The organism is Streptococcus oralis, from assembly GCF_026782085.1.
GTDB classification, from domain to species: domain Bacteria; phylum Bacillota; class Bacilli; order Lactobacillales; family Streptococcaceae; genus Streptococcus; species Streptococcus oralis_DA.
Genome location: NZ_JAKUVW010000004.1, coordinates 986,071 through 998,514, shown reverse-complemented (window position 1 = coordinate 998,514; position 12,444 = coordinate 986,071). Strand labels below are relative to the sequence as shown.

The 12,444-nt window shown below is 41.8% G+C and carries 10 protein-coding genes; 8 read left to right on the top strand and 2 right to left on the bottom strand.

Going from position 1 to position 12,444, the window contains the following annotated elements; translation table 11 throughout:
• Window positions 1-22: 22 nt before the first annotated feature.
• Entirely contained in the window at window positions 23-505 is a 483-nt protein-coding gene (locus MK395_RS06980; RefSeq protein ID WP_000032544.1) for an S-ribosylhomocysteine lyase, read from the bottom strand.
• Between the two features lie 283 nt (window positions 506-788).
• On the opposite strand from MK395_RS06980, the gene MK395_RS06975 reads away from it, so the two are divergent.
• Genes MK395_RS06975 through MK395_RS06955 form a run of 5 tightly spaced genes read left to right on the top strand, consistent with a single transcriptional unit; the run spans window position 789 to window position 4,717 of the window.
• Complete coding sequence (locus MK395_RS06975) at window positions 789-1,496, top strand: ABC transporter ATP-binding protein (protein ID WP_268711567.1); 708 nt, start codon at window positions 789-791, stop codon at window positions 1,494-1,496.
• 1 nt (window position 1,497) lies between these two features.
• The gene (locus MK395_RS06970; protein ID WP_268711566.1) at window positions 1,498-2,286 is read left to right on the top strand and encodes an ABC transporter permease; all 789 of its coding nucleotides are present in this window, start codon (window positions 1,498-1,500) and stop codon (window positions 2,284-2,286) included.
• Window positions 2,286-3,008, top strand: coding sequence for a lantibiotic ABC transporter permease (locus MK395_RS06965; RefSeq protein ID WP_268711565.1), 723 nt, complete (start codon window positions 2,286-2,288; stop codon window positions 3,006-3,008). Before MK395_RS06970 ends, MK395_RS06965 begins: the two co-directional genes overlap by 1 nt.
• Window positions 3,009-3,020: 12 nt before the next feature.
• The gene (locus tag MK395_RS06960) at window positions 3,021-3,719 is read left to right on the top strand and encodes a response regulator transcription factor (RefSeq protein WP_000404923.1); all 699 of its coding nucleotides are present in this window, start codon (window positions 3,021-3,023) and stop codon (window positions 3,717-3,719) included.
• Window positions 3,686-4,717, top strand: a complete 1,032-nt coding sequence (locus MK395_RS06955; protein WP_001007877.1) for a sensor histidine kinase — start codon at window positions 3,686-3,688, stop codon at window positions 4,715-4,717. The genes MK395_RS06960 and MK395_RS06955 overlap by 34 nt, the downstream gene beginning before the upstream one ends.
• A 133-nt stretch (window positions 4,718-4,850) precedes the next feature.
• On the opposite strand, the gene MK395_RS06950 is transcribed toward MK395_RS06955, so the two are convergent.
• Window positions 4,851-6,335, bottom strand: a complete 1,485-nt coding sequence (locus MK395_RS06950; protein ID WP_000743588.1) for a DUF1846 domain-containing protein — start codon at window positions 6,333-6,335, stop codon at window positions 4,851-4,853.
• 152 nt (window positions 6,336-6,487) lie between these two features.
• Here MK395_RS06950 and MK395_RS06945 point away from each other — a divergent pair, with 152 nt between their 5' ends.
• The 3 genes from MK395_RS06945 to MK395_RS06935 all read left to right on the top strand — a co-directional run bounded on the left by MK395_RS06945 (window position 6,488) and on the right by MK395_RS06935 (window position 12,343).
• The gene (locus tag MK395_RS06945; RefSeq protein WP_049479881.1) at window positions 6,488-8,098 is read left to right on the top strand and encodes a glycoside hydrolase family 13 protein; all 1,611 of its coding nucleotides are present in this window, start codon (window positions 6,488-6,490) and stop codon (window positions 8,096-8,098) included.
• A 169-nt stretch (window positions 8,099-8,267) separates the two neighbouring features.
• Complete coding sequence (locus MK395_RS06940) at window positions 8,268-10,235, top strand: peptide ABC transporter substrate-binding protein (RefSeq protein WP_268711564.1); 1,968 nt, start codon at window positions 8,268-8,270, stop codon at window positions 10,233-10,235.
• A gap of 146 nt (window positions 10,236-10,381) precedes the next feature.
• Window positions 10,382-12,343: a peptide ABC transporter substrate-binding protein gene (locus tag MK395_RS06935; protein ID WP_268711563.1), complete on the top strand. Its 1,962-nt coding sequence runs from the start codon at window positions 10,382-10,384 to the stop codon at window positions 12,341-12,343.
• Window positions 12,344-12,444: the final 101 nt, after the last annotated feature.

Here is a 12,444-nt window from a genome sequence, read left to right as displayed (position 1 = left end):
AAAAGCTGGTTCCTTTTTGTGTTTAGATGACATGGCGCTCAAAGGCATCATCTGAGATTCCTTGTTCCAGGATGAGTTTTGCCCATTCTTTAGCAGAAAAGAGGCTGTGGTCCTTGTAGTTTCCGCAAGATTCGATGGTTGTTCCAGGGACATCTTCCCAAGTAGTGGTTTCAGCAATTTCCTTGAGCGAATCCTTGATAACAGCTGCAATTTCAGCACTGGTATGGCGACCCCACATAATCATGTGGAAGCCTGTGCGACAACCAAATGGTGAACAGTCAATCATGCCGTCAATTCGGGTACGGATGAGTTTGGCCAAGAGGTGTTCGATAGTGTGAAGCCCAGCAGTAGGGATAGAGTCTTCATTTGGCTGTACCAAGCGAATATCAAAGTTGGAGATGATGTCTCCCTTTGGCCCCGTTTCTTCCCCAATCAAGCGAACATAAGGTGCTTTAACAATGGTGTGGTCAAGTTCAAAACTTTCAACAATAACTTCTTTTGACATGGTAAATCCTTTCAGTTTTCTTCTTTCATTATAACATAAAGGGTGCTGTTGATGGAGTTTGATAAATGACTTTTTATAATAAAGTCTCTATACATAAACCTCAGAATTATAAAGAAAGAATGGAGAGAAGAATACCTTGTGAAAGAAAAGTTTAGTTTTTCTAGTGGAACTCAGGTGACTTTTGAAAAGTGGATCAACTTTTTCTGAAATTTCTGTTTAATCTCTGAACTAATTCTGAACTAGATTGGGTATACTGGAGAAAATAAAGATAAAGGAGTTCAGTATGGAACATATTGTAAAAATTGATCGTGTTTCTAAAAAATATGGAGACAAGCAAATTTTAAAGGATATTTCTTTTACAGCTAGGAGTGGTCGCATTACGGCTTTTCTAGGACATAATGGTGCAGGAAAAAGCTCGACCTTGAGGATTCTCTTGGGCTTAGATCGGGCGACAGCAGGAACTGCGACTTTTGATGGACAAACCTATCAGTCAATGATTTATCCTCTCAAAACAGTAGGTGCAGCTTTTGACGGTATTGGAGGTCTGCCAAATAGAAAGGTTTACGACCATCTGCATATTATTGCTGCAAGTAATGCTATTCCGAAGTTTCGGATTGATGAGGTATTGGATATGACTGGGATCGCTCATAAGAAAAAGGATTTCTTATCAAGCCTGTCTCTAGGAGAGGGGCAGCGCCTGGGGTTGGCAGTAGCTTTACTAGGTGATCCTCAGTTTCTAATATTAGATGAGCCGACCAATGGCTTGGATCCAAGTGGGATTAAGTGGTTTAGAAAGTTCATTCGCAAGCAGGCTGATTTAGGGAAAACCGTCCTTCTATCCTCTCATATCCTGTCTGAGGTACAAATGGTAACAGATGATGTAGTCTTGATTCATCATGGGCAAATTATTGAGCAAGGACGATTGGAAGAGGTGCTGCAAGATTCAGACAGTCTAGAAGATCTCTTCTTTGATTTGACAGAGGAGGTTTAAGATGAAAGAAACGATGTCCTTATTGCATTCAGAATGGTTGAAAATCCGATCAATCAAGGCTTTCAAAGTGAGTGTGGCCCTCATGCTGCTATTGGTGCCTGTCGTATCCTGGTTGGAGGGCCGACAGTATCTGTCTATCGGCTTGGATGCTACGCCTGAGACGGTTCCTAATCTGATAAACGCCATTGATCCGCTGGAATATCTAGGTCTCAACGGGGCTTCTATGGCGGTCATGGTTTTGGTCATTTTAGCTGGAATTTTGGGAGCTATGGAATTTCAGTCTCATAGCTTGAGAACCAGTCTTTTATCCTGTAATAACCGCCTGAAGCTGCTTGTGGGGAAACTCATGACCTTTACTTGCTTTTCTCTTGCCATTAGCTTTTTATCCATTTATTTGAGCTATATTGTCATGCACTTGGCTTTAGGAAAAGAAGGGCTACATCCAATTTTACTTAATCAAGTTGCCTGGAGTCATCTTTTATGGAAGGCACTAGCTACTGCATTGCTAGGTCTCTTGTCCTTTTTATTGGGATTGCTTGGGCGGACGATGTTGCTTCCCTTAATCTTTCTTGTGCCCCAGCTCTATAATCTGGGAAACTACCTGGCAGCTCACACGAGTTGGGGGGCTTATTTGCCACAGCCAGCAGGAGAGTTGTTTGCTGCAACGCCAACTTCCCAATATGCTAACAATCCCTTGCAAGGGCTGTTGATACTTGGTGCATGGTTGCTAGTCATCGGCGGCATGGCTTCTCTGCGCTTTTTGAAGACGGATTTAGGAGGACGCTACTGATGATAAAAGCTCTGCTTAAAAGTGAATGGATTAAGTTCCGTTCTTACTATCTCGCTCTTGGTGCAGCCTTGGTGGTTCTGGTAGTCGTTCCTTTTTTCCTGATGAATCTTGACTATAGTCAGACAGCAGTTGGTCAGACGAAGGCTCTGAGTGAGGCTTTACATGCCCTCTATCTGGCGCAGCCTGTCATCGTCATCTTAACTTCCCTCTATTTTGCCCAGGAGTTTGTCAAGTCTGGGATACGAACGAATTTTCTAACCGTATCAAATAGAAAGGCTTGGTTGGCTGGGAAATTCCTTTTTCTGGCCGTTCTGCTCTTGGTTCTCTACAGTGTCATGATAGGCAGCTGTTTCTTTGTTATGCTGGCTCGATTTGACCTAGACTTTAGCTGGCCCTTACTGGGGAAATTCCTCTATTACAGCTCTTTTGGTCTTCTCAGCAATCTTTTTCTGGCTCTTTTAGCTGCTGGCCTCGCTTTGCTCTTTCAATCTTGGGTTGTGCCGGTGTCGGTGCTATTTCCTCTCTTGATTGGTCTTAGCCGTTTATTGGCAACTTTTATCAAAGAAGCAAAGTACCTGCCCGATCTGGCTACGCTAAATCTTTTTGAGTATGAAGGGCTTCAGCATTCAATAGATCTATCAGGGTTGGGAATACAGCTGTTCTGGCTAGCTTTGATTTGGAGCTCTGCTATATTCTTGACCTTGAAACGAGATGTTCGCTAGAGGTATGCTATAATGGAAATCATGAGACAGTATCGTATTTTGGTGGTTGATGACGACCGGAGCATTTTGAAGCTGGTGAAAAATGTCCTAGAGCTCGATGCTTATGATGTGACGACGCTTGATCGAATAGAAGAGCTAGAGCTGACGCATTTTGTCGGATATGACTTGATTTTGCTAGATGTGATGATGGAGCCTGTTAATGGTTTTGAGCTGTGCTCCTACATTCGTCCTCATCTTTCGTGTCCCATCATATTTTTGACGGCCAAGGAATTGGAGGCGGACAAGGTGGAAGGGCTCTTTCGCGGAGCAGATGACTATGTTGTCAAGCCTTTTGGGACCAACGAATTGCTGGCGCGTGTCAGGGCGCATCTTCGGCGGGAGGAAAGACGTGAGGAGCGCTATTCTGAGATTGCTTCTTGTCAATTTTATCCAGAGCGCTATGAAATTATCTGTTTTGGTAAAGTATTGAAATTCTCAGAGCGAGAGTTTAAGTTGCTACATTTACTAGCTAGCAATCCCAAGCAGACCTTTTCAGCTGAACGCCTGCATACCTTGCTTTACCCAGAAAGCTCAGAAACACAGCTTCGCTCTATCTCAGAATACGTATATCAGATTCGCCAAAAATGCAAACAAGAAGGTCTGCAAGCAATCGCAACAGTGAGAGGAGTAGGCTATAGATGGCAATTAGAACCCGAAATTTCAAAAGCCTAGTCTGGACAACTAGCTTGAAAATCGTCTTTTTTCATGTTTTGATTTTTGTGCTTATAGGCTATGAATTTACGCAAGGAAGTGATTACGTTCTTTTCACCTTGTTCTTCTGGGCAGGGAGCTTGCTGCTGATTACTTTTTATCATATTTTGAAATTGCTCCGAAAAATCGACAGGGAAATAAAAATGCTAAAGAGCGAGAAGCTTTTAGAAGAAAATCAAAGTCAGCTTTTTCGGATTGAGGAAATGCTAGAAGTTTATAGCGATTTACGGAGCAGCCACCAAGAAAATGCTCATCTTCTAGAAAGAGAGCAGCAGCATAATCAGGAGTTGATTTTACAGCTATCAGCGACATCGCACGATTTGAAGACGCCCCTAACTGTAATTAAGGGGAATGCTGAACTCTTGGAATTGGCGCAGTTAGGCCAGCCACAGGCAGACTATGCTTCTGAGATTTTGCAGGCTAGTCACAAGATGGAAGAGTATTGTGGCTCTTTGATTGATTACGCTAAGACTTTTCAGATTGATTCTAATCAGTTCAGTCAGCTTTCCTTAGGGGATTTTTTGGCTTATCTACAGGATGATTGGGCACTGTTCAGCAAACAGGAAAGCTATCATTTTTATCTCCAAGAAGATTGTGATCTTAGCTTGAGATTGTCCATTCATTTGGACTATCTCAAGCGGGCTTTGCTCAATATCTTACTGAATGCGCTTGAACATGCTAATCAGGACCAAAAGGAAGTCAAGCTAACGGTATCAGTGCAGCAGGACCAGTTGGTTTTTGCTATCTGGAACAATGGCCCTGCATTTTCTGAGGAGATGCTGCTGGGAGCAGAAATGCTCTTTTACCAGAGTGACCAAAGCCGCAATTCAACTAATCCCCATCATGGTATCGGCTTAGCCTTTTCTAAGCAGGTAGCTCTCTTGCATGGTGGTCGTCTGACCCTGCTCAATCCAGACCAAGGAGGAGCCTCTGTCGAGTTGACAATTTCATTGAAATAAATGAGAATGGAAAATCATAAAAACGCATAATACCAAGTGTCCAAAAGACTTGATATTATGCGTTTGATTTTTTTATTATGTAAAGATTTACTGGATTTTTCTCTCAAATTGAGTTTTGTCCAGCCTCGTTTAATTACTTCCGATACAAGCGATCGTATTGGTAGTATGGGTCAAAGGTTACGTTGATGCCTAGCTTGCGAAGGACGTTCTTGTCTTCATCGGTCAAGATGATGGTTGAATGAGCTTCGCTTCCTTTGAGATTCCCAAGTTCTTCCATGGCACGCGCAGCATCAGGATTTTCCATAGCTGTGATTGCAAGTGCAATCAGGATTTCATTTGAGTGGAGGCGAGGATTGCGACTACCGAGATGATTGATTTTAAGACCTTGAATTGGTTTGACGACTTCAGGCTCGATGAGTTTCACTTCCTTAGCGATGTTAGCTGATTTTTTGATGGCATTGATCAAGGCAGCAGCTGTAGGACCAAAGAGTTCAGAGTTTTTACCAGTCACGATTTCCCCATTTGGCAATTCAAGGGCTAGGGCAGGGCCACCAGTTTCTTCTGCTTTTTGGCGTGCAGCGACAGCAACCTTACGGTCTGCAGGTATGATGCCGAGGTCGTTCATGAGAAGTTCAATCTTCTTGACAGCAGTTTCTCCGACTTTTTCAGCTTTAAAATCAAGAACAGTTTGATAGTAGCGACGGATGATTTCTTGTTTAGAAGCTTCGACAGCAGCTTCATCATCTGTAATAGCGAAACCAACCATGTTGACACCCATGTCTGTTGGTGAAGCGTATGGAGATTCACCGAGAATGCGTTCCAACATACGTTTGAGTACTGGGAAGATTTCGATATCACGGTTGTAATTGACAGTAGTTTCTCCGTAAGTTTGAAGATGGAAGGGGTCAATCATGTTGACATCATCAAGGTCTGCGGTTGCAGCCTCGTAGGCCAAGTTGACCGGATGATGAAGGGGAAGATTCCAAACTGGGAAGGTTTCAAACTTAGCGTAACCAGACTTGATGCCATTAAGTTGGTCGTGGTACATATTGGACATACAAGTGGCCAATTTTCCAGAACCAGGTCCAGGAGCTGTTACGACGATCAAGTTGCGACTGGTTTTGATGTAGTCGTTTTTCCCCATGCCTTCGGGAGAAATAATGTGATCCATATCCGTCGGGTATCCTTTGATTGGATAATGAAGATAGGAATCAATCCCGTTTTTATCTAACTGGTTGCGGAAGGCATCTGCAGCGGGTTGTCCTGCGTATTGTGTGATGACAACCGAACCAACAAAAATTCCCAGTTCATTGAATTTGTCAATCAAGCGAAGAACTTCTTGGTCATAAGAAATGCCTAGGTCACCACGCGCTTTGGAATGCTCGATGTTGCTTGCGTTAATGGCGATCACAACTTCAACCTGCTCTTTCAATTCTTGCAAGAGCTTGATTTTATTGTCAGGCTCATAACCAGGAAGGACACGAGCAGCGTGGAAATCTTCTAACATTTTGCCACCAAACTCCAAGTAGAGCTTGCCGTCAAATTGGTTAATGCGCTCCAAAATGTGGTCGCGCTGTAGATTCAAATATTGTTCAGAACTAAAAGCTTGTTTTTTCATTTTTTTACCTCTGACCTCTATTATAATAAAAAATTGGAAGATAGGAAACTACGGAGTCAAAAAAGAAATCAAAAAGATTAGGCAAACGCTTGCACTAAGTTTAAAAAAGCGCTATCATAGACTATAGATTATTAAAATAATGAGGTAAGAAGATGCAAGAAAAATGGTGGCACAATGCCGTAGTCTATCAAGTCTATCCCAAGAGTTTTATGGATAGTAATGGAGATGGAATTGGTGATTTGCCAGGAATTACGAGTAAGTTAGACTATCTAGCTAAGTTAGGGATTACAGCTATTTGGCTTTCTCCTGTTTATGACAGTCCGATGGATGATAATGGCTACGATATTGCTGATTATCAAGCGATTGCTGCTATTTTCGGGACTATGGAGGACATGGATCAACTCATCGCAGAAGCTAAGAAGCGTGACATTCGAATTATCATGGACTTGGTGGTCAATCATACCTCGGATGAACACGCCTGGTTTGTCGAGGCATGTGAAAATCCTGACAGCCCCGAACGAGACTACTATATCTGGCGAGATGAGCCCAATGATTTGGAGTCTATCTTTAGTGGATCTGCTTGGGAATACGATGAAAAGTCGGGTCAATACTATCTCCACTTTTTTAGCAAGAAACAGCCCGATCTCAACTGGGAGAATGAAAAACTGCGCCAGAAAATTTATGAGATGATGAACTTCTGGATTGATAAAGGTATTGGTGGTTTCCGTATGGATGTCATTGACATGATTGGGAAAATTCCTGATGAGAAAGTAGTCAATAACGGTCCTATGCTCCATCCCTATCTCAAGGAGATGAACCAAGCCACCTTTGGTGACAAAGATCTCTTGACAGTAGGAGAGACCTGGGGTGCAACGCCAGAGATTGCTAAGCTCTACTCGGATCCAAAGGGACAAGAATTGTCTATGGTATTCCAGTTTGAACACATCTGTCTTCAATATCAGGAAGGGCAACCTAAGTGGCACTACCAAAAAGAGTTAAATGTAGGGAAGTTAAAAGAGATTTTCAACAAATGGCAGACAGAGCTGGGAGTTGAAGATGGCTGGAATTCCCTCTTCTGGAATAACCATGACCTCCCTCGTATCGTCTCTATCTGGGGAAATGACCAAGAATATCGCGAAAAATCTGCCAAAGCCTTTGCAATCTTGCTTCATCTTATGAGAGGGACTCCCTATATCTACCAAGGTGAGGAGATTGGGATGACCAACTATCCATTTGAAACACTGGATCAAGTAGAAGATATTGAATCCCTCAACTATGCGCGTGAAGCTCTTGAAAAAGGTGTTTCTATGGAAGAAATCATGGACAGCATCCGTGTCATTGGACGTGATAATGCCCGTACCCCGATGCAGTGGGATGAGAGCAAAAACGCTGGTTTCTCAACAGGTCAACCTTGGTTGGCAGTTAATCCAAACTACGAAAAAATCAACGTTCAAGAAGCTCTGGCAAATCCAGATTCTATTTTCTATACTTATCAAAAACTCGTTCAAATCCGTAAGGAGAACAGCTGGCTGATTCGAGCTGACTTTGAATTGCTTGATACAGCTGACAAGATCTTTGCTTATATCCGTAAGGACGGTGAGCACCGCTTCTTAGTTGTAGCTAACTTGTCCAATGAAAAACAAAACTTTTCAGTAGAAGGAAGAGTTAAGTCAATCTTGATTGAAAATACTACTGCTAAAGAAGCAGTTGAAAAACAAACCTTGGCACCATGGGATGCTTTCTGTGTGGAACTAACGGATTAAAATAAGTGAACCTCAAGCCTTTGATGCTTGGGGTTCTTTTGTTGAAAAATATATAGAAAAGTCTTTAAAAAATATTTGTTAGAATTTTCTAAAAAATCTGTCGAAAGTCCTTGCTTTTATGAAAAAATAGGGTATAATGGTGAAAACACTATCTTTAAGGAGATTACTTATGAAATCGAAAAAGTGGCTCTTAGGAGCAGGTGCTGTTTTGAGTGCAGCTCTACTGTTAACTGCTTGTGGGCAAAGTGAAAAGAAAGCGGATGCTCCCAAAACATTCTCTTATGTCTACGCTATGGATCCATCTTCTTTGGACTATAGTGTGACGAGCAAGAGCTCAACCTCTGACGTTATAGCAAACGTTGTTGATGGTCTTTTGGAAAATGACAAGTATGGGAACTTAATTCCATCACTTGCAGAAGACTGGTCTGTTTCAAAGGATGGTTTGACTTACACCTACAAACTTCGTAAGGGTGTAAAATGGTATACTTCTGATGGAGAAGAATACGCTGAAGTTAAGGCCAAAGACTTTGTTACTGGGCTTAAACATGCTGCTGACGGAAAATCAGATGGTCTTTCTTTGATTCAGGATTCTATCAAAGGTTTGGCAGAGTATGTTAGTGGTGAGAGCAATGATTTCTCTACCGTAGGAGTTAAGGCTGTTGATGATTACACGGTAGAATACACGCTCAACAAACCAGAAAGTTTCTGGAACTCTAAGGTCACAACTGCAACCATGCTTCCAGTTAATGAAGAATTTTTGAATTCTAAAGGGAGCGACTACGGTGCACCAACCCCATCAGGTATCCTATATAATGGTCCTTATTTCTTGAAATCATTGACTTCAAAATCAGTCATTGAATATGAAAAGAATCCAAACTACTGGGATAAGGACAATGTCAAGATTGACAATATTAAACTAACTTTCTACGATGGATCAGACCAAGAATCTTTGATTCGTAGCTTTACACAAGGTGCCTATACAACAGCTCGTCTCTTCCCAACAAGTTCAAATTTTGAGTCAACTAAACAAGAGTACGGTGATAAGATTGTTTACAGTCCACAAGAAGCGACAAGCTACTACCTCACTGTTAACGTAAACCGCCAATCTTACAATAAAACAGCCAAAACAGACGAAGCTCAAAAAACATCAACGAAAGAAGCTCTTCTTAACAAGAACTTCCGTCAGGCGCTAAACTTTGCCCTTGACCGTCACTCATACACTGCTCAGTTGAATGGTGAAGAAGGTGCGAACAAGATTATCCGTAACAGCCTAGTGCCTCATGACTACGTTCAAGTTGGTGAAAAAACCTTTGGAGAGTTGGCACAGGCAGAGCTCGTTTCATATGGAGACCAGTGGAAAGATGTAGCCCTTACAGATGGCAAGGATACGATTTACAGTTCTGAAAAAGCTAAGGCAGCCTTTGCTAAAGCCAAGGAAGAATTGCAAGCCAAGGGTGTTACCTTCCCAATCCATTTGGATATCCCCGTTGAACAAACAGATGTAATCGCGGTTCAACAAACCAACTCACTCAAGCAGTCTATCGAATCATCACTTGGTACTGAAAATGTCATTGTCGATGTCCTTCAAATGACCGATAATGAGAAAATGAGCATTACTTCTCAAGCTAAGGTTCCAGCACAAAAAGACTACGACTTGAATGGAACTGGTTGGGGACCAGACTATCAAGACCCAGCTACCTACCTAAACATTCTTGATGCTAAGAAGGGTTCTGCCCTTAAACACTTGGGTATCACTCGTGGAAAAGATCCAGAAGTGATGGCTCAAGTCGGTCTAGACGAATACAAGAAACTCTTGGATGATGCCGCAGCTGAAACAAGCGACCTCAATAAGCGTTTCGAAAAATACGCTAAAGCGCAAGCCTGGGTATCGGATAGTTCGCTCTTGATCCCAGTTGCTTCTTCAGGTGGTTCTCCAACTGTTAGCCGTACTGTGCCATTCACAAAAGCATACTCTCAAGTCGGAATCAAGGGAGACCCATTTGTGTTCAAAGGTTTGGAATTGCAAAATGATGTCGTAACTACAAAAGAATACGAAGAAGCTCTCAAGAAATGGCAGAAAGAAAAGATTGAAACAAATGCCAAATACCAAAAAGAGCTAGAAAAACACGTCAAGTAATCTATAAATAGAAAAGGAAGTTGCAGGAAACTGTGCTCCCTTTTTTGTTTTAGACACCAGTTGTCATAAAGGTAGTAACTTTACATTTTTGAATAAATTTGATAAAATATGGTTATGTTATAAAAAGTGACATAAAGGAGTGAATGATGATCAAACTGAAAAAAAGACTAATCGGGACAGGTCTTGTCTTAGCGACAGGGATTTTGCTCTCGGCATGTGGACAGTCCAACACAGATACTAGCACTTATTCATCAACATTTAGTGCAAATCCAACAACTTTTAACTATCTTCTAGATTATTATGCGGATAACACTGCCGTTATTACCAATCTTGTAGATGGTTTGTTAGAAAATGACAGCTATGGGAACCTCGTACCTGCTCTTGCTGAGGATTGGTCTGTTTCATCAGATGGTTTGACCTATACCTACAAGCTTAGAAAAGATGCCAAGTGGTATACGGCTGATGGTGAGGAATACGCTTCAGTCAAAGCTCAGGATTTTGTCACTGGGATCAAATATGCCGCTGACAACAAGGGGCAAGCCATGGATCTGATCCAAAATTCAATCAAGGGATTGAATGACTATGTGACGGGTGTGACTAATGACTTTTCAACTGTTGGTATCAAAGCTTTGGACGACTATACGGTTGAGTACACTTTGACACGACCAGAACCTTATTGGAACTCTAAGACAACCAATAGTATTCTTTTCCCAGTCAACGAAGAGTTCTTGAAATCAAAGGATAAAGATTTTGGTACCTTGACACCAGACAGTATTCTTTATAACGGCCCCTATCTGTTAAAAGATTTCACATCAAAATCTTCGATCGAATATGTGAAGAATCCACATTATTATGACCATGACAAAGTAACCATTGAAAAAGTTAAGTTAGCCTACTTTGATGGGTCAGATCAGGAGATGACCATTCGAAACTTTGAAAATGGTGCTTACTCGATTGCAGGAGTCTATCCAAATAGTTCGAACTATGCTAAGACAAAAGAAAAATACCAAGACAATATCGTTTATAGCTTACAAGACAAGACATCTTGGTACTTTAACTTTAACGTCAACCGCAAAACCTATAATCATACCGCTAAAATAACGGACGAACAAAAGAAATCCGCTCAAACAGCTATCTTAAATAAAAATTTCCGTCAGGCTATCAACTTTGGTATTGATCGAACAGCCTACTCTGCTCAATCTAACGGTGAAGAAGCAGCGAGCAAAACCCTTCGTAATACTCTGGTTCCCCCAACATTTGTTCAGGTGGGAGATAAGACCTTTGGAGAAGTAACAGCCTCTAAGCTTGTGAACTACGGAACTGAGTGGTCAGGTATCAATTTGGCAGACGCTCAAGATGCTTACTTTAACAAGGAAAAGGCCCAAGCAAAATTTGCGGAAGCTAAAAAGGAATTGGAAGCCCAAGGCGTGACTTTCCCAATCCATTTGGATGTCCCTGTTGATCAGACAAATAAAAATGCGGTCTCTGGTATGAACTCGGTTAAACAAACCCTTGAAACAGTACTAGGTTCTGACAATATCGTCATTGATGTTCAACAGCTTTCTACAGATGACTTTGGAAATGTTGCCTTCCTAGCACCAAATCCAGCAGCTCGTGACTACGACCTAAACTTTGATGGTTGGGTTGGTGATTACCAGGATCCATCAACTTATCTAGACCCCTTCAATGCTGAAACTGGCTTCTATCTCAAGATTTTTGGTCTTGATGCCAAGGAAGACCAAGAGCTCATTAAGAGTTTGGGACTCGATACCTATACACAACTCCTGAAAGAAGCAGATGCTGAGAATAAAGATGTCGCTAAGCGTTATGAGAAATACGCTGAAGCTCAAGCTTGGATGATTGACAATTCTCTAGTCATGTCTGCTATGTCAAATGGTGGGACAGCCTCTGTAACAAAAGTAACTCCGTTTACACGTGCATACTCCCTAGTGGGAATCAAGGGTGACGGAAATAATTATAAGTACATGAGATTACAAAAAGACCCTGTTACCAAGAAACAATTTGACGAAGCCAAGACTAAGTGGGAAGCAGAAAGTAAAAAGGCTATCGAAAAGAGCCAAAAAGAGTTTGAAAACCACGTAAAATAAGATTGCGGACAAGGTTGCCCCTGAGCGCCTTGTCTTTTTGTGTAGAATGGCATTCGGAACTTTGCCCATATTTTAGAGCAATTTAAGAGAACAAAAGCGAA

Excerpts from the sequence above, each read along its gene's own strand:
- MK395_RS06935 (WP_268711563.1), top strand. The coding sequence starts at position 10,382 with ATGATCAAACTGAAAAAAAGACTAATCGGGACAGGTCTTGTCTTAGCG.
- MK395_RS06970 (WP_268711566.1), top strand. The coding sequence starts at position 1,498 with ATGAAAGAAACGATGTCCTTATTGCATTCAGAATGGTTGAAAATCCGA.
- MK395_RS06965 (WP_268711565.1), top strand. The coding sequence starts at position 2,286 with ATGATAAAAGCTCTGCTTAAAAGTGAATGGATTAAGTTCCGTTCTTAC.
- MK395_RS06950 (WP_000743588.1), bottom strand. The coding sequence starts at position 6,335 with ATGAAAAAACAAGCTTTTAGTTCTGAACAATATTTGAATCTACAGCGC.
- MK395_RS06955 (WP_001007877.1), top strand. The coding sequence starts at position 3,686 with ATGGCAATTAGAACCCGAAATTTCAAAAGCCTAGTCTGGACAACTAGC.
- MK395_RS06975 (WP_268711567.1), top strand. The coding sequence starts at position 789 with ATGGAACATATTGTAAAAATTGATCGTGTTTCTAAAAAATATGGAGAC.
- MK395_RS06980 (WP_000032544.1), bottom strand. The coding sequence starts at position 505 with ATGTCAAAAGAAGTTATTGTTGAAAGTTTTGAACTTGACCACACCATT.
- MK395_RS06945 (WP_049479881.1), top strand. The coding sequence starts at position 6,488 with ATGCAAGAAAAATGGTGGCACAATGCCGTAGTCTATCAAGTCTATCCC.
- MK395_RS06960 (WP_000404923.1), top strand. The coding sequence starts at position 3,021 with ATGGAAATCATGAGACAGTATCGTATTTTGGTGGTTGATGACGACCGG.
- MK395_RS06940 (WP_268711564.1), top strand. The coding sequence starts at position 8,268 with ATGAAATCGAAAAAGTGGCTCTTAGGAGCAGGTGCTGTTTTGAGTGCA.